Source organism: Catellatospora sichuanensis (genome assembly GCF_007483665.1).
In the GTDB taxonomy this organism is placed as follows: Bacteria; Actinomycetota; Actinomycetes; order Mycobacteriales; family Micromonosporaceae; genus Catellatospora; species Catellatospora sichuanensis.
The window spans coordinates 26,095-45,359 of sequence record NZ_VIQO01000034.1; the positions used below are offsets into that span (position 1 = coordinate 26,095).

The following is a 19,265-nucleotide window of genomic DNA, read 5'->3' on the forward strand; positions in this document are numbered from 1 at the left end:
TTCGTGGACTAGCCTGGAACGATCGCCGATACGCCGCGCCGGAGCAGGACGGCAGCGGCCGACGAAGGCGGAGACGGCATGAGCGAGCTGGGCGAGCGAACCAGCGGGCACGGAACTCCTGCGCGCGACGAGCGCAGCGAGGAGCACGCATGAGCGCACGGCTGCAGGAACTCGGCTGGCGGCAGACGCCGATGGGCGTGATCAGCCTGCGCCGCCGGTGGGATCCGATGTTCCGGACCGATGTCTACGAGGTCAAACTCGACGACGACTTCCTCATGTCGAGCCTGTTCACCGTCGCCGAGGAGGCCGTTGCCGACCTGGCCCTGGCGGAGCTGGACGGCACCGGCTTCGACGTGGCCGTCGGCGGGCTCGGCCTCGGTTACACGGCACTCACCGTGCTCGCCGACGAGCGGGTGAACTCGCTGCTGGTGATCGACGCGCTGTCCGACGTCATCGCCTGGCACGAGCAGGGCCTGATCCCGGCGGGCACGACCCTGACCGCAGACCCGCGCTGCCGCCTGGCCGAAGGCGACTTCTTCGCCCGCTGCGCGTCCCCGGACGGGCTCGACCCGCACCGGCCCGGCCGGCGTTTCCATGCGATCGTCGTCGACATCGACCACTCGCCGAGTCACCTGCTGCACCCGAGCCACGCCGGCTTCTACGAGCCGGCGGGCCTGCGCCGGCTGGCCGAGCACCTGCACCCCGGCGGCGTCTTCACGCTGTGGTCCAACGACCCGCCGGAGGAGCAGTTCACCGCGCGCCTGTCCGGGGTGTTCCGCGACGTGCGGGCCGAGGTGGTCAGCTTCCCCAACCCGCTGCAGGACCGCGAGTCCACCAACACGGTCTACGTGGCCAGGCGGCGCTGAGCCCGCGGCGGGCGGCGGTTGACGGCGTCCGGGGCGGCGCTTACGGTACGGCGGACAACTGCATACCTCGCCGACAGAACCACGGCGGGAGAGGCCCGGCGCGACCGGGCCGCCGAAGGAGCAACTCTCCCCGGAATCTCTCAGGCCCACGTACCGCCGTGGCGAGGCGAACTCTGGAAAGTCAGGACGAAGCCGTCCTGCGCCCAAGGTGCAAGCCGCCAGCGCGGTGAAGCTCTCAGGCTCCGATGACAGAGGGGGAGGCCATCCACCACCGGTGCCGCCTGTGCGGCACCCGGACCAGGGAGCCTCCCGTGAGCGCCGTCGCGTCGTCGACCGCTGCCCACCCCTGTCCCGAACGGGACACGGCCGGGCACGACCAACCTTCCCCCGGACCAACCCCGCTGCACGACGTGCACCGCGGGCTCGGCGCCGTCCTCAACCGGTTTCGCCCGCCGGGCCATGCGGCTGGAGGCCGGGCATGAGCACCGTCCCCGAGAACCTGCGCTACACCCGGGACCATGAGTGGCTGTCCGACGAGGACGTGCCCGCCGTCGGCATCACCGCGTTCGCCGGCGAGGCGCTCGGCGACATCGTCTACCTGGAGCTGCCTCCGGTCGGCACGTCCGTCACGGCGGGGGAGCCGTGCGGCGAGGTCGAGTCGACGAAGTCGGTCAGCGAGCTGTACGCCCCGGCCGACGGTGAGATCGTCGCGGTGAACCCGGCCGCCGCCGCCGACCCGTCCCTGCTCAACTCCGACCCGTACGGGCAGGGCTGGCTGTTCCGGCTGCGGCTGACCGGCGCCACGGAGCTGCTCGGCGCGGCGGAGTACGCCGCGCTCATCGGGGCGGAGGGACACCGGTGACGACGCTGGACTCCCCGCTGGCCGAGTTCGACCCCGAGGTGCACGCGGCGCTGCGCGCCGAGCTGGGCCGCCAGCGCGACACCCTGGAGATGATCGCGAGCGAGAACTTCGCGCCGCTGGCCGTGCTGCAGGCGCAGGGTTCCGTGCTGACCAACAAGTACGCCGAGGGTTACCCGGGGCGGCGCTACTACGGCGGCTGCGAGCACGTCGACGTGGTGGAGCGGCTGGCGATCGAGCGGGTGAAGGCGCTGTTCGGCGCGGCGTACGCCAACGTGCAGCCGCATTCGGGTGCGCAGGCCAACGCGGCGGCCATGATGGCGCTGATCCAGCCCGGCGACACGATCCTCGGCCTGGACCTGGCGCACGGCGGCCACCTGACCCACGGCATGCGGATCAACTTCTCCGGGCGGCTGTACCGGGCGATCGCCTATCACGTGTCGGCTGAGGACGGCCGGGTCGACCTCGCCGAGGTGGAGCGGCTCGCCCTCGAACACCGGCCCGCACTGATCATCGCGGGCTGGTCGGCGTACCCGAGGCAGCTCGACTTCGCCGCCTTCCGCAAGATCGCGGACCTGGTGGGCGCACGGCTCATGGTGGACATGGCGCACTTCGCCGGCCTGGTCGCGGCGGGCCTGCACCCGAACCCGGTGCCGTACGCCGACGTGGTCACCACGACGACGCACAAGACCCTGGGCGGCCCGCGTGGGGGAGTGGTGCTCACCGACCACTCCGACGTCGCCCGGAAGGTGAACAGCGCGGTGTTCCCCGGCCAGCAGGGCGGCCCGCTGGAGCACGTCATCGCCGCGAAGGCGGTCGGCTTCAAGATGGCCGCGGGACCGGAGTTCGCGCAGCGCCAGCGGCGTACGCTCGACGGCGCGCGCCTGCTGGCGCAGCGGCTGTCCGCACCCGACGTCGCCGCGGCCGGGGTGTCCGTGCTGACCGGCGGCACCGACGTGCACCTGGTCCTGGTGGACCTGCGGTCGTCCGAGCTGGACGGGCGGCAGGCCGAGGACCGGCTGCACGGTGTCGGCATCACCGTGAACCGCAACGCCGTGCCGGGCGACCCCCGCCCACCGATGATCACCTCCGGGCTGCGTATCGGCACCGCCGCGCTGGCCGCCCGCGGGTTCGCCGAGGCCGACTTCGCCGAGGTCGCCGACCTCGTCGCGCAGGCGCTGCTGCCGACGTTCGACGACGACGCCGCGGCCGCCCTGCGGGCCAGGGTCGCCGCGCTCACCGCCGCGCACCCGCTGTATCCGGCGCTGTGACCAACCGCGCCATGTCCCGACGCCGCCACCATCCGGGCGACGTCGGGACATGGCGCCCATGTGTTCAAGATGATCTATGTAGAAGTCTTTCGTTACTTCATTGATGTTGGTTGAATAGTTTCACTCTCATTCCTCGACACCCCCTGACGGAGAGATAGTGAGACTTCCCCTCGCCCTGCGCGCTGCTGTCGCCGGGCTCGCCACCGCCACCCTCGTCGTGCTCGGCCCCGCCGGGCCGGCGTCCGCGGCGACGACCATCGTGGACAACGCCACCGCCGGCGGGTTCACCGCCAGCGCCAACTGGGGCACCTCGGCCTGGTCCGCGCAGCGCTACGGCGCCGACTACCGCTTCGCCAGCCCGGACACCACCGCCAGCGACGCTGCCTGGTTCACCGCCACGGTCGCGGCGGCCGGCCCGCACACGGTCGAAGTCTGGTATCCCGCCGACGCCGGCTACAACAACGCCACCCCGTTCGTCGTCGCCGCCAGCGGCGGCAACCAGACGGTCGTGGTGAACCAGCGCGCCAACGGCGGCCGCTGGGTCAGCCTTGGCACGTTCAACCTGGCCGCGGGCACGCGCAGCGTGGTCGGGGTGAGCCGGTGGACCAACGGCACCGGCTACGTCGTCGCCGACGCGATCCGGCTGACGTCGACCACCGGCGCTCCGGCGTTCGCCCTGCCGCTGGCCAAGAGCGCGCTGCCGCGCAGCGAGTACGACGATCCGCACCACGACTACCCGGCCATCGACCTGCCGGTAGGCACGGGCACCCCGGCCTACGCCGTGCGCGGCGGCACGGTCGTGATCATCGACGACAGTTCGTGCGGCCGCGGCGTCAACCTGACGGGAGCCGACGGCAACGTCTACACGTACTGCCACTTCTCGTCGTGGTCGGTGGCCAACGGTGCCACCGTCGTGGCCGGACAGCAGGTCGGCCTCACCGGTAACACGGGCAACTCGACCGGGCCCCACCTGCACTTCGGCATCCGCACCGGCAGCACCCGCCGGTGCCCGCAGAACTTCCTGCTGGCGCTCTACGACGGGGTCACCCCGCCCGCCGCGACCAGCCTGCCGACCACCGGCTGCTTCTACACCAGCCTGACCTCGGCCACCGTCCAGCCGCTCGGCTGACCGCCCGGCCGGTGGAGCGCCCGCCCGCGGGCGCGCCACCGGCACCGGGTCAGAAGAAGCGCAGATAGAGGTACGGCACGCAGATCGCCACGGTGATCACGGTGACGATCAGGCCGTACTTGGTGAACTGCCAGAAGGAGATCGGCTTGCCGGCGCGTTCGGCGATGCCGAGCACGACCACGTTGGCGGACGCGCCGATCGCGGTGGCGTTGCCGCCGAGATCGGCGCCGAGGGCCAGGGCCCACCACAGCACGTTGCCCTGCGGCGTGCCGTCTGCCTCGACCAGGTCGGCGACGATCGGGCTCATCGTGGCGACGTACGGGATGTTGTCCACGATCGCCGACAGCACCGCCGACGCCCACAGCAGCAGCATGGTCGCGCCCCACAGCCTGCCCTCGACCGCCTCGACGGCCGCCGCCGAGACGGCGGCGATCACTCCGGTGTTGACCAGCGCGCCGACCATGATGAACAACCCCGCGAAGAAGATCAGGGTGTGCCACTCGACGTCCCTGGCGATCTCGTCCGGGTCGAGGCGGGAGGCGGCCAGCAGCAGCAGGCCGCCGACGATCGCGACCACCGCGGGCTCCAGGTGCAGGACCGAGTGCAGCACGAACGCGGCCAGCACCACGGCGAGGAAGACCAGGCTGATCGCCAGCAGGCGCGGGTTGCGGATCGCGTCGCGCTCCCGCATCGCCATCACTGAGGCGATCTTGGCATTGTCGCTGCGGAACGCGTCGCGGAACAGCCAGCGGCACAGCCCGAGGAACACCACCAGCAGGATCACCACGATCGGGGCCAGCACGTTCAGGAAGTCGTTGAAGGTCAGGCCGGACCGGCTCGCGATGATGATGTTGGGCGGGTCGCCGATCAGGGTGGCGGTGCCGCCGATGTTGGACGCCATCACCTCGGCGATCAGGAACGGCGCGGCAGGCAGGCCGAGCCGGTCGCACACGAACAGCGTCACCGGCGCCACCAGCAGCACGGTGGTCACGTTGTCCAGCCCGGCGGAGGCGACCGCGGTGAGGACCACGAGCAGGACCATCACCGGGTACGGACGGCCGCGGGCGCGTTTGACGGCCCAGATCGCCACGAACTCGAACAGCCCGGTGCGCCGCAGCACCGCCACGATCAGCATCATGCCGATGAGCAGCATGATCACGTTCCAGTCGATGCCGGATTCCTCGGAGAAGAACGCGTGCTCGGCATCGGTAGCGCCGATCAGGAGCATCACCACCGCGCCGCCCAGCGCCGCCGCGACCCGGTGCACCCACTCCGTCGCGATGAACACGTAGGCGATCGCGAACACCGCCAGCGCGAGCCAGGCCTGCCCGCTCACGCCGGCACCACGCGGTCCAGCAGGCCGTGCAGCGTCACCGCACCGAGCAGCCTGCCGCGGTCGACCACGGCGACCAGCGGGCTGCGGGTGCGCGCCATCAGCGCGGCGATCTCCAGTGCCGTCGCGTCCGGCGCCACCACGGGCAGCTCGTGCGGCTGCGGTGGCAGCAGCTCGCGCACCGTGCGGCCGCCCAGCTCGCGGACGAACACGTCGGCGGCGGCCTCGTCCACCAGGTGGGTCAGGTTCGGGTCGTCCTGGAAGTACGAGGGCACCGCCAGGCGCAGCACCTGGGTGCCCGGCAGCACCGCGAACGGTGCGCCCGCGTCGTCGACCACGATCAGGCCGGGCAGGTCGGCGTCGGCCAGGATGCGGGTGGTGTCCAGCGCGGGGGTGGACAGCGTGACCGTGGGATAGGACACCACGAGATCGGATGCGCGCATGGCCGGGGCTCCTGTTCTGGCGGTCGACGAATGTCGATGCCGACCAGACTTCCCGGCGCTCCTCGGGCCAGCGTAGCCGATCTTCGGGACGCGGTCCACGGAACGAAGCCGAGCGCCGTACCGGCCCGGTTGCGCCTGGCCGGGCGGCGGCGAACGCTCCGTCAGGCCGATGGCACCCCGAGCGGGCCGGGTCTATAGTCGACAGCTGTCCATTCGCGACGGTCAGTGGAGGTTCGGACATGGTGATCATGGCGCCGCCCGTGACGGGCCCCGATCTGCCGCCGCGCCGCCCCCGGCGCGCCGCGGCCCTGTTCTCGCACCTCGGCTGGGAAGCGGTCCTGTTCGTGCTGGTCGCCATCGCGGCACTGGTCGTCGGCGCGCAGAGCGACGGCGACGCCTTCGGCCGCGGACTGTGGATGTCGCTGGCCACGGTCGGCCTGCTCGCCAGCGGCTTCGCCCTCTCGCTGCGCACCGGTAACCCGAACCTCGCCGTCGGGGCGCTGTCGGCGCTGGCCGGGGTCGTCTACGCCAAGCTCGTCGAGGCCGACTGGCCGGGTGTGCTCGCCGGGCTCACCGCGGTAGCGATCGTCGCGCTGTTCTGCCTCGTCCTCGGTGTGGTCACCGGGCTCACCTCGGCTCCCGCCTGGGCTGTGTCGCTCGGCGGCCTCGCCGTGGCGCAGGGTGTCGCGCTGGGCCTGGCCGACTCCCGCGGTGTCATCCTGCGCGACGGCCCGGACTCCGCATGGGCGGCGTGGGCCTGGGCGGGCGTGTTCGTGCTCGGCTCCATCTCCGGCGGAATCGCCTTCCTCATCAAGCGCGGGCGGCGCGCGGTCACCGTGCCCCGGGTCGACGGCGAGGTTCCGCGATTCGAGGTGAAACGGCTGCTCGGCGCGGTGGCCGGGTTCGCCGGGTCCGGCATGCTGGCCGCGGTCAGCGGCATCGCGCTGGTGGGCCACCTCGGCGGCGCCTTCCCCGGCACCGGCGACCGGATGCTGCTCGCGGTGGCCGCAGTGCTGCTCGGCGGCGTGAGCGTCTTCACCTACCGCGGCGGCGTGGCGGGCACGGTGCTGGCCACCGCGCTGCTCGTGCTGACCGACTTCGCGCTGCGCCTGGCCGACGCGCCGAGCTGGCTGGCCTTCACCCTGCCCGCAGGCGTGGCGATCCTGCTCGGGGTCGCCGTCGGCTGGGTGCTGGACAAGATCGCCGGTCCTGAGCTGCCCCGCTAGGGGCCCACGCGACCGCAGGTCCTGTGCCACTATGTGTCCGTGACCGAGGCGGGCGGGGTTCCGGCACGGTTCGGCGACCTGTGGGCCGCCGACCGGGCGCGGCAGAACGCGGCGTTCGACGCTTTCATGGACGAGACCGGGCAGCCGGTCCCATGGGCGCACGAGGTCTGGGGCGAAGTGGTCGCTCAGCTCGGCCATGCCGACAACCACAACCGTGCCGTCGCGGCACAGCTGCTGTGCAACCTCGCCGCGGGCGACCCGTCGGAGCGCATCGTCGACGACCTGCCCGCGCTGATCGAGGTCACCCGCGACCCGCGGTTCGTCACCGCGCGGCACTGCCTGCTGTCACTGTGGCGCATCGGGCTGGCCGGGCCGGTCGAGCGGGCCGCGGTCGTCGCGGCGCTGGAGGGCCGCTACCGCGACTGTGCGGCCGAGAAGAACGCGACGCTGATCCGCAACGACATCGTCGCGAGCCTGCGCCGACTGTGCGACGCCACCGGCGACGCCGGGATCGAGTCCACGGCGCGCCGGCTCATCGACCTGGAGACGGACCCGAAGTACCGGCGCAAGTACCTCGGGCACTGGAAGCCGGACAGGGCGGGGGCCGCCCGGGCCGCGCAGAGCTGACGCCCGCGCTCCCGGGCCGCGACCGCCGCCCGCGCTACATCAGGCACATTCGACGCACACGTCCTTGCCTGCCGCCGCCCGCTGGTTGCGGTGGCGGACCAGGAAGCACTTCGTGCAGCGGAACTCGTCCGCCTGCTGGGCCACGACCGGCACGGTCAGCTCTTCGTCGAGCTGTTCGCCGCCGGGCAGGTCGTAGGACTCGCTCTCCTCGACGTCCACCGCCGAAGCGTTGGGCGCATCCCGTCGGGCCCGCAGTTCCTCGAGGCTGTCTTCCTCGACGGCGGGCGTGCGGGGCGTGTCGTAGTCGGTGATTGCCATGGTCTTCTCCCCCCTCGTGACGCACCGTTGGAACACCGTCACTGTGTTGCCTATTCCAGTCCCGCCGATGTTGTTCCGCATCACATCTCGGCAGCGGCGGGGTGTTGCAGGTTCAACGCCGGGGCCGTCGTTTCGGTTCGCGGCTGCGAGGGTCTTTCTTACGGCCCTCGCCGGCCCTTTCGACGGCTACGAGATCCCCTGGTGGTGGAGGTGCGCGACCACCCGCAGCGCCCCGTCGCCGCGGTGCAGCAGGTGGCGGAGACGAGCTTGATCCCGCTCCCGCCGGTGCGCGCGGCCCACCACCACGTGCGGGCGAGAGTGTAGCCCCCGCCGGGGTGCTCGATCGTGAACCTGTCGAAGATCGGCGCGCCGACACGCGTCCGCGTGCCCGTCTCGACCGGGCGGCGCGGCGTCGGGAGGGTTTCACGGATCACCGGTCCGGTCTGGCGGAATTGTTGCCGACCAGCAAATCCTGGGGCAGCGGCCGGGTCGGCCGGACCTGCCCCGAGCGTACTCGGCGCATGACCGGGCGAGGGCCGGTGATCTCGGCCACGGTGACCCCGACGGTGAACATGCGGCGAGGTTAGCCGGTCCAAGCGGACATCATTCTGTGAAACGCTCATTCACTCCAGTACCGGGCAGGCCGCGTCCGGTCACGGCACGGCCGAACGGCATCCGGATGCTGCCGCCCGCCGCCACCGTGGCGCTGGTGGCGGCGGGCGGCGACGGTCACGGGGCCGGCTCTCCCGAGGGCGCCGTCAGGGTGACACCGGTCGCGACCGGCACGCCGAGGTTAGGGGTGCCGTCGGCGTTCCAGGTGATCTTCTGTACCCGGGTGGACCGGTTCATGTCGCAGCCGCCGCTGGTCGAGCTGTTCGCGTGGTACACGATCCAGTCCTCGGTCCCGTCGGGCGACTTGAAGAAGCCGTTGTGGCCCGGCCCGTACACGCTGTTGGCGTTGGAGCGCTGGAAGACCGGGTTGGGCGACTTCGTCCACGACGACGACAGCAGCGGGTCGCCGCTGCCGTTGTAGGTGAGCATGCCCAGCTTGTAGTCCGGGGTGGAGCAGTGGCTGGCCGAGTAGATGATGAAGGTCCTGCCGTTGCGCTGCAGGACCTCACCGCCCTCGGCGACCGCCCCGCCGACCGTCTCCCAGCTCAGCGTCGGCGTGGTCAGGATGCGACGGGTGCCGCTGGCGGTCCACGGGTTGCTCAGCGGCCGGATGAAGAGCGGCTGGGAGCCGTTGTAGAACGTGCCCAGCAGGTACAGCTGGCCGTTGAGCTGCAGGATGCCCGGGTCCAGCTCCCAGGTGTTGTTGGCCGTCGGGTCGAGCAGGCTCGCCTTGAAGCTGTACGGGCCCATCGGGTCGGTCCCCGCGCTCTCCAGCACGTGGATGCGCTGGGTGCCCAGGTTGTAGGGCTCCTGCCCGGCGGTGTAGTAGAAGTACCACCGCAGCCCGTTGGGGCCGTTGAGCAGGTGGAACTCGGGCGCCCACATGGTGCCCGCGCCGTTGGGGTTGGTCAGGTTGAACAGCACCTGGTCGGTGGCGGTGGCCAGGCCGCGCATGGTGGTCGCCCGGCGCATGGTGATGGTGCGGTTCCAGGTCGTCGTGGCCAGGTAGTAGTAGCCGTTGTAGTACTGCAGCCACGGGTCCGGGCCCTGCGCCTTGATCGGGTTGGTGAACGTGTTCGTGCTGCCGCCCGAGGTGACCGTCCAGCTGAACGTCGTGCTGCCGCTGACGCCGCCGCTGGTCGCGGTGGCGGTGACGGTGTACGACGCCACGGTGGTCGGGGTGCCGCTGATGACGCCGGTCGAGCCGTTGATGCTCAGCCCGGCGGGCAGGCCGCTCGCCGTCCAGGTGTAGCCGCCGGAGCCGCCCGACGCCTGCAGCGCCAGCGAGGTGGCGGTGTTGACGGCGGTGGAGCGGCTGCCGGGGTTGGTGACCGTGACGCCGGTGCTGTCGGTGACGTACGACGGCAGGCGCCACACCCGGCTCGTCGCGGTGCTGCACGGCAGCTGCACGAGTCCGGTGTTGGCCGCGTTCGACCCGCCACTGGGGACGATGCACTTGCCGGAGCCGACCGACACGACGTTGAAGGTCTTGTCGGTGCCGCCGACCGTCACCGGGGTCAGCCGCCACCGCTGGTTGGGGTTGGTGTGGCAGGGCCACTGGATGATGGTGGCGTTGTCGGCGGTGGAGGCGCCGTTGACGTCGACGCACTTGCCTGACGTCGACGTCGCGATGGTGTAGGTGTCCGTGGTGCCCGACACCGGCGTGAAGGTGAACCGCTGGTACGTGGCGGAGTTGCAGGCCTGCTGGGTGAGCTGCACCAGGTTGGCGGTGTTGCCGCCGGGCAGGGCCGCGCAGTTGCCGCCGTTCTGATTGACGGCCGTGGTGCTGAACGTGACGATCGCGGCGGCGGGCTGCGGGACGAACAGCGTCGCGGCCACGATGGCGGGCACGGTGAGCAGGGACAGTAGTCGGGAGCGTGTCATGTTCGCGTCCTCCGGGTAAGGGCGGTCTCGGCGAGACGCCGCCATGGGCCGCCGCGGTGCACGCCGTCTCCCGGCCGGCGGGACGCGCCGTAGGGGAGCCGTGCCTACCCGGTCACCGCGGGGGCTGGTCGGTGCCTCACCTGTTCAGGGCTGTCGGTGGTGGCGGACGCCCGCCACCGCGGGTGCTGAGGTCGGGGTCCGCGCTCCTCTCGCCGGGTGGCGGCCCACAGGCCGGGGATGCCGGTGCATCGACAGGTGCCACGATGACGGACGAAAACCTTTTCGGCAACGGCGCGCGCGTGTCCCACCGCCACGGTGCCGCAACGACAGCGCCGTCGGCGGTGGAGGGTCCACTCCCGACGGCGCGCGCTGCGAAAAGGTTTCGCGGGGTCAGGCCGCCGCGGTCCGGATGCGCAGTGACTCGTACGTCGGCACCAGGACCCGCCGGGCGGGCGTCCGGGACACCACCTGCCACGGCCGCCCGTCGGCGATGAGCGTCTCCAGCAGGCGGGTCAGCTGCACCCTGGCCACCGCCGCGCCCAGGCAGAGATGCCGTCCCGCGCCGAACCACAACTGGCGGGTCTCGGGCACGTACTCACGGGTGACATCGAACGGCCCGGCCTTGTTGTCGGCCACGTAGGTCAGCATCATCACCCGGCCGTCCCGGTGCAGACGCCGCCCGGCGATCTCGGTGTCCCGGGCGATGTGCCGTCCGATCACCGGCGCGGGCGTGGTGACCCGCAGCCCCTCCCGCACCGCGTTGGCGGTCAGCGCCGGGTCGGCCAGCAGCCGGTGCTGCTGCCCCGTGTCGTGCAGCAGCGCCACGGTGCGGGTCAGCGAGGACGCACCGGTCTCGGTGCCCGCGATCACCAGCAGCGTGGTCAGCCCCTTCGCCAGGTCGAGCCCGAGATCCAGGCCGCGGCAGCGGCCAAGGATGGTGTCCGGGCCGCCGGTGCGGTACGCCCGCTCGACGCCGCCGGTGATCGCGTCGACCAGCCCGCGCGCCTTGGCGAGCACCTCGGACGCGAGCGCCGTGGACACCTGCGTGCCCAGCGCCAGCGCGGCCAGCCGCTCCGCGGACGCGAACAGCGCCAGCGCCGCGTCGTCATCGGAAACGGCCACCCCGAGCAGATCGGCGACGGTGTATGCCGACGTCGTGCGGACCACCGCGGCCAGGTCCACCTCCTCACCGGCCGCCAGGCGGGCGCGCAGCAAGGCGTGATGCGGGCCCTGCACCCGGTCGACCAGCGACCGGGCGCTGTCCTCGGTGAACATGTCCCGGGCCAGCGAGCGCAGCTCGGTATGGCGCGCCCCGGCGAAGAACGACGCGAACTCGGCCCCGAACAGCTGACCCCACAGGTCACCCACCCCGCCTTCGCCGACCATGCTGAACGCCGGGTCGTTGAGGATGCGCCGGGCCAGCACCGAATCGGTGACGACCCAGCCGAGCCGGGGGAGCCGCGCGATCGGTCCGAGCAACCGGCCGACCGTCAGCAATGTCCACAGTGCCGGGTTGCCCGCCCGGAGCAGCCGTGCCTCGTGCCTGCGGGCCTGTGCGTGTTCGGACACCAGACCGTGATGCATTTCGCCCTCCGACTGCCGTGCACAGATGGTATGCCATGCCGGACCGCCGCCGGGCGGCCCAGCCGTGCAGCAACTTTCGACTAGTGGGGATATTCCTATCTGGACGCGTGTGTAGGGTTGGCCATTGTGCGCAGTGTTGGTCGGATCGGGGAGTTCGTGGACCGCATCGGCTGGTTGGCGAATACTGTCCGCGGTTGGGGGGCCGGTAGCCAGATCGCTTCTGACTGCGCTGCGTCGGGGCGGCAGTGTCTGGTCTACTGCGACGCATACGCGACGTGGCGGCAGGCGGCCGCGGCGTGAAGGCTACGCGGATCGCGCACTCGCACCGACTTAACCCGGGCAAGTACCGTGCCCTGGCGGAGCAGGCCCGCCGGTTGGGTCGGGTGCGTTGTCTGGTGTGGCAGCGCCACGGGTCGGTGGGCGGTGCGGGCCTTTCCGGCCGGCTGGTCCGTGACCGGTGGCTGGCCGAGGGCACCCACCGCGGGTTCGGGGTGCTGGCCAATGCGTGGAAGGAGACGGTCCGCGACGCGATGGCCGACATCGCCGCGAACCGGGCCGCCGCGAAGGTGAAGGTTCGCCGCGCGATCGGCCGGCACACCAGTGATCCGGCCGAACGGCGCCGGCTGTTCACGGCGCTGAAGGCCGAATTGTGGGCCGCTGATGCGTACCTGGCCCGGCAGATGCGCCGCCACTGGCGACGCGGCCGCAACCGCACCCACGACCAGATCGTGGTGCGCGCCGACCAGCACAACACCCGGGCCGACGCCCGCGGTCGACTGTGGCTGGCCGTCCCCGGCCTGCAGCAGCGGGCGATGGTGAAGATCCCGCTGCGCACCACTTTCGCGCCGACCGGCACGCTGCGGCTGATCCTGCGCGAGGACCGGGTCGAGATTCATTACCAGATCGACGCGGCCACGATGAACACCAGCCGGCGCCCGTGCGGATCGGCCACCATCGGCGTGGACAAGGGCTACACCGAGGTGCTCACCGACGCCGACGGTGAACATCACGGCACGGGCCTAGGCACACTGCTCACTACCGAGTCCGACAGGCGTAAGGACAAAGGCCGCCGCCGGGCCAGGTTGCGTTCGATCGCCAACCACGCCGCAGCGCGCGGCGAGAAGGCCAAGGCCGACCGCATTCTCAGGAACAACCTGGGCACGGTCAAGAAGAACCGCCGCGACAAGGCCTGGCGGGCTAGGGTGCGCACCGAGACGTTCGCCGCCGTGCACCGGGTGGTCGACAAGGCCGCCACCGTCGTGGCCGAGGACCTCACTAAGACCTTCGCCGTGCGCAAACCGCTCGGCAGGAACGTGAACAGACGCTTGGCGGCGTGGACCAAAGGGGTCACCGCCGAGGCACTGAAAAGCGTGTCGGAGCGCAGAGGTTCTGCGCTCGTTTCCGTCAACGCCGCCTACACCTCACAAGCATGTCACCGTTGCAGCGGCCTGGGCCGCCGCAACGGGGACCGGCTTCACTGCACCTGGTGCAGGGTCGTGTGGCAGGCAGACGTGAACGCCGCGATCAACATCCAGGCAAGAGCCGGCGACTCCGACATCGCCCTGCACACCCCTCACCACCGGGTAAAGCAGATCTTGCTGGAACGGGCCGATCGCCACCGGACCAGACTGCCGGTCCAGGACTCCAGCTACCATCCGGCGGCGGAGAGCGAAACATCCGACCTGCTCAGCTATGAGCAATAAATCGGAAGCAGGTGGGATGAGAGCCAGGATCGTCGGGGTGGAGGCGCACCTGCCCCCCGTGCGCGTCAGCAGCGCACAGGTGGAACGCCGGATCGCCGAGCACAGCCAGGGGTTCGTCCCGCATCCCACGATCGTGGCGCGCCTGACCGGCATCCGGCACCGGCACTACGCCGCCGACGACGTGCAGGCCTCCGACCTGGCGGTGACCGCTGCGGAGAAGCTGCTGGCCGGGCACGGCCTGGCCGCGACCGACGTCGACCTGATCATCTTCGGGTCGGCCTCGCAGGACCTGATCGAGCCCGCCACCGCGCACATCGTGGCCGCCAAACTCGGCGCGAACTGCGCGGTGTTCGACGTGAAGAACGCCTGCAACAGCTTCCTCAACGCGGTACAGCTGGCCGAGGCGCTGATCGTCACCGGCCAGCACCGGCGCGTGCTGGTCTGCTCCGGCGAGGTGCCGTCCCGGGCGATCCGCTGGCAGGTGCGCGACCGCGCCCAGTTCATCGACGCGTTCGCCGGCTACACCCTGTCCGACGGCGGCGCCGCGATGCTGCTGGAGCCCGCCTCGTCCGGCGGCGTGTTCCACCGGCGTTTCGCCGCCGACTCCACCGCCTGGGACGTGGGCACACTGCCCGCGGGCGGGACCATGCACCCGCGCGATCCGGACGCGACGTTCTTCAGCGGCGACGGGCGGCGGCTGCGCGACGTGTTCGTGCGCAACGGCGCCCGGCTGTTCCTGGAGGCGCTCGGCGACACCGGGCTGAGCTGGGACGACTTCGCCGTCGTGTGCGTGCACCAGGTCGCGCTGCCCTACCTGGAGCAGCTGCGGGCCGGGCTGGACATCCCGGCGGACCGGCTCGTGGTCACCCTGCCCGAGCACGGCAACCTGGCCAGCGTCACGTTGCCGCTGCAGCTGGCCACCGCCATCCAGGACGGCCGCTGCGGGCCCGGCGACCGGGTCGCCCTGATCGGCCTGGCCGGCGGGGTCAGCCTCGGCGTGATGTTCGTGGAGCTGTGATGGGTCACCGGCTCTGGGTCGTCATCCCGGCATACGACGAGCAGCGGTCCATCGGCGCGACGCTGCATCGGCTGACCGAGCAGAGCGACGGAGCGTTCACGGTGGTCGTGGTCGACAACGGCAGCACCGACGCGACCGCCTCGATCGCCGCCGGGTTCGCGGACCGGCTGGACCTGTACGTGATCAGTGAGCCGGTGAAGGGCACCGGAGCGGCGGCGGACACCGGCATGCGATACGCCATCGCGAACGGCGCGACGCTGCTGGCCCGCACCGACGCCGACTGCCTGCCCGCGCCCGGCTGGATCGCCGCGGTGCGCCGCGGCTTCGACGACGGGCTGCGTTTGCTCAGCGGCCCGCTGCGCCCTCGCGCCGACGAGTTTCCGCTGCGCTGGTGGGAACGACGGTTGCTGCCCGCGGTGGTGTCGCTGGCGGCGACGTTCGGCCGGTTCCGGCCCGGCAACCGCGACGCGGCGTATGTCGGCCCGTACGTGATGATGCCCGGCTGCAACCTGGCCATCACCGCCGAGCTCTACGAGGCGGCGGGCGGCTTCCCGCGCACCCGCATCGAGGACGTCCACGAGGACCGGGCGCTGGTCAACCGGGTGCGCAGGCTCACCAGCGACTACGGCCTGCGCCGCGACGTGCTGGTGCACGGCTCGGTCCGGCGGCTGCGCGCGTACGGCCTCGTCGGCACCCTGGCCTGGTATGCCGACCACCGCTACACCCCGGACCGGGTGGACATCCGGTGAAGCCGGGCACCTGGGAGCGCCGGCTCTACCGGCGTGCGCACCCGTTCGCGTACCCGCTGCTGCGGCTGCTGGCCCGGCGCGGACCGGTGGTGCGGGTGCCGGGCCTGGGCGTCGTCGTCAACGACGCGGGACTGGCCCGCGGGGTGCTGCTGGACGGCGAGACGTTCCGCAAGGACGGACCGGGCTCGTCCGGTGACCTGTGGACCCCGATCCTCGGCCCGTCGGTGCTGCTCAACATGGAGGGTCCCGCGCACCGGGCGCTGCGCGGCAGGCTCGCGGAGCTGTTCACCCCGGGCTACGCCGACCGGCTGTGCGCCGAGGTGCTGGCCGGGCCGCTGGCGGCGCTGGCCGACCGGCTCGGCCGCGGCGAGCCGGTGGACCTGGTCGACACCATGCGGGTGATGGCGGGCGCGGTGATCTGCGCGGTGGTCGGGCTGGAGTCGCGTTCGGAGGACGACCACCGGTCGATGTTCCATCGGGGCGAGCAGATCGTGTCGATGGTGACGCTGCGCACCCGCACGCTGGCCCCGGCGCAGGCCCGGCGCGCCCGCGAAGTCCTCGCCCCGGTCGGCGAGGTCGCCGCGCGCGCCTACCGGGCCGGGGACGAGACCACCGTGATGGGCCGGATGCGGGCGCTGGGCATCTCCGAGGCCGAGGCGCGCGGCGCGGCGGGCGCGTTCTTCCTCACCGGCACCGAGACCGTGGCGACCCTGGTGCCGCGCCTGATCGCGCTGCTGCACGACGCCGGGCAGCTGGACCGGGTCGCGGCCGATCCGGCGCTGCTGGACCCCGCCGTCGACGAGGCGATGCGGGTGAGCACGCCGACCCCGGTGATGCTGCGCAGCGTGCACGCCGAGACGGCGATCGGTGCGGTGGCGGTCCGGCCGGGGGACCGGGTGCTGCTGGCGACGCACAACTGCTGCCAGGCGTACGGGCCGTTCGACCTGGACCGGCCGCACCCGCCGGAACTGCGGCGGCTGTGGTTCGGCGCCGGTCCGCACTTCTGCATCGGGTATCCCCTCGCGATGGCCGAGATCCGCGTGGTGGCCCGTACCGTGCTGGCCGCCGCACCGCTGCGGATCCTGCGCCGGAGCGCGGCCCGTGGCGTGCTGATCCCGACCTACCGGGAACTGGTGATCAGCCGATGAGCCTGGTGGAGAAGGTGCTCGCGCAGGCGTCCCGGACCCCGTCGGCGGTGGCGCTGGTCGCGGGCGACGGCGCGGAGCTGAGCTACGGCGAGCTGCGCCGGCGGGTGCTGTCGGTGCGCCACGGGCTGCGTGAGAACGGGCTGCGGCCCGGGGACGGGGTGCTCTTCTCGGTGCGCCCGTCGCCCGAGTCGCTGGTGCTGGCCATCGCCGTGGTCGCGGCCGGTGGCTGCGTGATCTTCGCCGACCCGGGCGCAGGGCCGGAGATGTTCACCGCCCGCATGCGGCTGGCCCGGCCGCGCTGGTCGGCCGCCGAGTCGCTGCTGTACGCGGCGAGCCGGCTGCGCCCAGTGCGCGCGTACGCCCGCCGCCGGGGCCTGCTGCTGCCGAACCTGTCCACGCTGGACGTGGCCCACCACGTCTACACCGGACGCTGGCTGCCCGGCGTGCCGTCCGGCGCACTGGCGCTGAACCGGCTGCTCACGACACTGCCGGCCGAGCCGGACTCGTTCACTGACCCGGACGCCGCCGCCGCGGTCATCTTCACCTCCGGCACCACCGCGCGGCCCCGCGCCGTGGTGCACACCGGGGAGTCGCTGTCCGCCGCGCTCGGGCTGCTGCGCGAGCGGGTGCCGCTCGGCCCCGGCGACGTCGTGCACACCGACCAGCTCATGCTCGGCCTGCCCACGCTCGCCTCCGGAGCGCGCTGGTCCCTGCCGCCGCTGACCGGCTCCGCGGCCCTGTTCCTGGCCCAGCTGCGACAGCGGCAGGCCACCCACACGTACTGCGTGCCGGTCCGGCTGGCCGAGATCCTCGACGCCGCCGACGGCCCGCTGCCGCCCAGCCTGCGGCACATCCTGCTCGGTTCCGCGCCCGCACCCGCCGGGGTGCTGCGCCGGGCCGTCGCGGCGGCACCGCAGGCGGAGGTGCTGTCCGTGTACGCGATGACCGAGATGCTGCCCGTCGCGCTCGCCACCGCGGCCGACAAGATCGCCCATGCCGAGAGCGGCGATACCGGCGACCTGCTCGGCGCGCCGCTGACCGGGGTCCGGGTCAGCCTCGCCGACGACGGCGAGCTGCTGCTGGCCGGGCCGAACCGCAGCCCCGGCTACCTCGGCGAGCCGCCGGCACCCTGGCTGCCGACCGGGGACCTGGCCCGGCTCGACGCGTCGGGCCGCCTGGTGCTGCTCGGCCGGAAGAAGGACATGCTCATCCGCGGCTCGTTCAACCTCTATCCCGGACTCTACGAACCCGCGATCACCGCGCTGCCGGGCGTCGCCGAGGCCGCGTACGTCGGGGTGCCCGATCCGGACCACGGCGACGAGCGGGTGGTGCTGGCCGTCGTCGCCGCCGATGCGGCCGAGTCCGCCGCGCTGCCCGCCCGGCTGCGGCGTGAGCTGCCTGGGATCGTCGACCACGACGCGCTGCCCGACGACGTCCTCGTGCTGCCGCGCCTGCCCCGTTCCGGCCGCGGACAGAAGGTCGACCGGGAGGCGCTGCGCGATCTGGTGACCCCGCCCGGCCCGGTGCCCCGGTGAGGATCGCGGTGACCGGCGCGTCCGGCTTCGTCGGCGGCGCCGTGTGCCGTGCGCTGACCCGCGCGGGGCACGACCTCGTCGGCTTCGGCCGCCGCGCGGAGCCCCCGCCCGGTCACGTCGGTGCGGCCGCGTACCGGCGGTGGGACCTCGCCGACGGCCCGCTGGCCGACCCGCCCGAGGTGGACGCCGTGGTGCACTGCGCGGGCACCGTCACCGACTGGGGACCGCGCAGGGAGTTCTTCGCCGTCAACGTCGACGGGACCCGGCACGCGCTGGCCACCTGGCCGTTGGCGCGGTTCGTGCACGTCAGCACCGCGAGCGTGTACGACCCCCGGCAGCCGACGGTCATGGCGGCCGAGGACCGCGCCCCGGTGGGCCGTTACCTCAACGCCTACGGCGAGTCCAAGGCGGCGGCTGAGCGCTTCGTGCTCGACGTGGCGGCGGACCGTCCTGCGATCGTGCTGCGCCCGCACGCCGTCTACGGCCCCGGTGACACCACGCTGCTGCCCCGGGTGCTGGCCGCGGTGCGCGGCCGCCGTCTGCCGGCGGTGGGCGACGGGCGGCAGCTGATCAGCCTCACCTCGGTCGGCAACCTGGTGCAGGCGTGCACGCTCGCGGCCTGCGGGCCGGTGGAGCGGGGCGTCTTCAACATCACCGACGCGGCACCGGTGGTGCTCGACGACGCGCTGCGCGCCATCCTGGCGGCCCGTGGCATCACCGCCCGGCCGGTGTACCTGCCCCTGGCGGCGGTGTGGCCGCTCGCGACCGCTGTCGAAGGGCTGTACCGGCTGGCCCGCTCCCCGCGACCACCCCGGCTGACCCGTTATGCGATCAGCCATCTGGCCGTCGAGCGGACGCTGGACATCACCGCCGCCCGGGAGGCGCTCGGCTACCACCCCGACCCGACGTCGTTCGCCGGGGCGGCGGGCTGGTAGCCGGATTCGCGGGTCGCAGGGCGGG

Annotated in this window: 18 protein-coding genes and 2 riboswitches; of the genes, 12 read left to right on the forward strand and 6 right to left on the reverse strand. The window is 72.4% G+C overall.

What is annotated here, in order from left to right; all coding sequences use genetic code 11:
* The first annotated feature begins 149 nt into the window (after nucleotides 1-149).
* From FLL47_RS36705 to FLL47_RS36720, 4 genes are all read left to right on the forward strand, one after another.
* The gene (locus FLL47_RS36705) at nucleotides 150-866 is read left to right on the forward strand and encodes a spermidine synthase (RefSeq protein ID WP_144127267.1); all 717 of its coding nucleotides are present in this window, start codon (nucleotides 150-152) and stop codon (nucleotides 864-866) included.
* Between the two features lie 75 nt (nucleotides 867-941).
* Nucleotides 942-1,032, forward strand: a riboswitch (glycine riboswitch).
* A gap of 5 nt (nucleotides 1,033-1,037) precedes the next feature.
* Nucleotides 1,038-1,120, forward strand: a riboswitch (glycine riboswitch).
* 224 nt (nucleotides 1,121-1,344) lie between these two features.
* Nucleotides 1,345-1,728, forward strand: coding sequence for a glycine cleavage system protein GcvH (gene gcvH / locus FLL47_RS36710; protein ID WP_144127268.1), 384 nt, complete (start codon nucleotides 1,345-1,347; stop codon nucleotides 1,726-1,728).
* Nucleotides 1,725-2,996: a serine hydroxymethyltransferase gene (glyA, locus tag FLL47_RS36715; protein WP_144127269.1), complete on the forward strand. Its 1,272-nt coding sequence runs from the start codon at nucleotides 1,725-1,727 to the stop codon at nucleotides 2,994-2,996. The genes gcvH and glyA overlap by 4 nt, the downstream gene beginning before the upstream one ends.
* A 157-nt stretch (nucleotides 2,997-3,153) precedes the next feature.
* Nucleotides 3,154-4,125 carry a golvesin C-terminal-like domain-containing protein gene (locus FLL47_RS36720; protein WP_144127270.1) on the forward strand — a complete coding sequence of 324 codons (972 nt, stop codon included), beginning with the start codon at nucleotides 3,154-3,156 and terminating at the stop codon, nucleotides 4,123-4,125.
* A gap of 49 nt (nucleotides 4,126-4,174) precedes the next feature.
* Here FLL47_RS36720 and FLL47_RS36725 read toward each other — a convergent pair whose 3' ends face one another.
* Nucleotides 4,175-5,461 (reverse strand): ArsB/NhaD family transporter, encoded by a 1,287-nt coding sequence (locus tag FLL47_RS36725; protein ID WP_144127271.1) that lies wholly within the window; start codon nucleotides 5,459-5,461, stop codon nucleotides 4,175-4,177.
* Nucleotides 5,458-5,901: a CBS domain-containing protein gene (locus FLL47_RS36730; protein ID WP_144127272.1), complete on the reverse strand. Its 444-nt coding sequence runs from the start codon at nucleotides 5,899-5,901 to the stop codon at nucleotides 5,458-5,460. Before FLL47_RS36730 ends, FLL47_RS36725 begins: the two co-directional genes overlap by 4 nt.
* Nucleotides 5,902-6,140: 239 nt before the next feature.
* On the opposite strand from FLL47_RS36730, the gene FLL47_RS36735 reads away from it, so the two are divergent.
* Both FLL47_RS36735 and FLL47_RS36740 read left to right on the forward strand, forming a co-directional pair.
* Nucleotides 6,141-7,127: an ABC transporter permease gene (locus FLL47_RS36735; protein ID WP_144127273.1), complete on the forward strand. Its 987-nt coding sequence runs from the start codon at nucleotides 6,141-6,143 to the stop codon at nucleotides 7,125-7,127.
* A gap of 39 nt (nucleotides 7,128-7,166) precedes the next feature.
* Nucleotides 7,167-7,754 carry a hypothetical protein gene (locus tag FLL47_RS36740; protein WP_144127274.1) on the forward strand — a complete coding sequence of 196 codons (588 nt, stop codon included), beginning with the start codon at nucleotides 7,167-7,169 and terminating at the stop codon, nucleotides 7,752-7,754.
* Nucleotides 7,755-7,793: 39 nt separating this feature from the next.
* Here the strand turns inward: FLL47_RS36740 and FLL47_RS36745 are convergent, their stop codons facing one another.
* From FLL47_RS36745 to FLL47_RS36755, 4 genes are all read right to left on the reverse strand, one after another.
* On the reverse strand, nucleotides 7,794-8,072 hold the full coding sequence (locus FLL47_RS36745) for a DUF4193 family protein (RefSeq protein ID WP_144127275.1): 279 nt from the start codon (nucleotides 8,070-8,072) through the stop codon (nucleotides 7,794-7,796).
* A 430-nt stretch (nucleotides 8,073-8,502) separates the two neighbouring features.
* On the reverse strand, nucleotides 8,503-8,646 hold the full coding sequence (locus FLL47_RS43340) for a hypothetical protein (protein WP_186316131.1): 144 nt from the start codon (nucleotides 8,644-8,646) through the stop codon (nucleotides 8,503-8,505).
* A gap of 155 nt (nucleotides 8,647-8,801) precedes the next feature.
* Entirely contained in the window at nucleotides 8,802-10,568 is a 1,767-nt protein-coding gene (locus tag FLL47_RS36750) for a family 43 glycosylhydrolase (protein WP_144127276.1), read from the reverse strand.
* Nucleotides 10,569-10,958: 390 nt separating this feature from the next.
* Complete coding sequence (locus FLL47_RS36755) at nucleotides 10,959-12,137, reverse strand: cytochrome P450 (protein ID WP_246159140.1); 1,179 nt, start codon at nucleotides 12,135-12,137, stop codon at nucleotides 10,959-10,961.
* Nucleotides 12,138-12,448: 311 nt separating this feature from the next.
* Between FLL47_RS36755 and FLL47_RS36760 the strand changes: the two genes are divergently transcribed.
* The 6 genes from FLL47_RS36760 to FLL47_RS36785 are packed head-to-tail and all read left to right on the forward strand — an operon-like array spanning nucleotide 12,449 to nucleotide 19,240.
* Entirely contained in the window at nucleotides 12,449-13,855 is a 1,407-nt protein-coding gene (locus tag FLL47_RS36760) for an RNA-guided endonuclease TnpB family protein (RefSeq protein WP_144127278.1), read from the forward strand.
* A 16-nt stretch (nucleotides 13,856-13,871) separates the two neighbouring features.
* Nucleotides 13,872-14,873, forward strand: a complete 1,002-nt coding sequence (locus FLL47_RS36765) for a 3-oxoacyl-ACP synthase III family protein (protein WP_144127279.1) — start codon at nucleotides 13,872-13,874, stop codon at nucleotides 14,871-14,873.
* Complete coding sequence (locus FLL47_RS36770; RefSeq protein WP_144127280.1) at nucleotides 14,873-15,622, forward strand: glycosyltransferase family 2 protein; 750 nt, start codon at nucleotides 14,873-14,875, stop codon at nucleotides 15,620-15,622. The genes FLL47_RS36765 and FLL47_RS36770 overlap by 1 nt, the downstream gene beginning before the upstream one ends.
* On the forward strand, nucleotides 15,619-16,770 hold the full coding sequence (locus tag FLL47_RS36775) for a cytochrome P450 (protein ID WP_144127281.1): 1,152 nt from the start codon (nucleotides 15,619-15,621) through the stop codon (nucleotides 16,768-16,770). Before FLL47_RS36770 ends, FLL47_RS36775 begins: the two co-directional genes overlap by 4 nt.
* Nucleotides 16,767-18,305 (forward strand): class I adenylate-forming enzyme family protein, encoded by a 1,539-nt coding sequence (locus FLL47_RS36780; protein ID WP_144127282.1) that lies wholly within the window; start codon nucleotides 16,767-16,769, stop codon nucleotides 18,303-18,305. Before FLL47_RS36775 ends, FLL47_RS36780 begins: the two co-directional genes overlap by 4 nt.
* Nucleotides 18,302-19,240, forward strand: coding sequence for an NAD-dependent epimerase/dehydratase family protein (locus FLL47_RS36785; RefSeq protein WP_144127283.1), 939 nt, complete (start codon nucleotides 18,302-18,304; stop codon nucleotides 19,238-19,240). The genes FLL47_RS36780 and FLL47_RS36785 overlap by 4 nt, the downstream gene beginning before the upstream one ends.
* Nucleotides 19,241-19,265 lie beyond the last annotated feature (25 nt).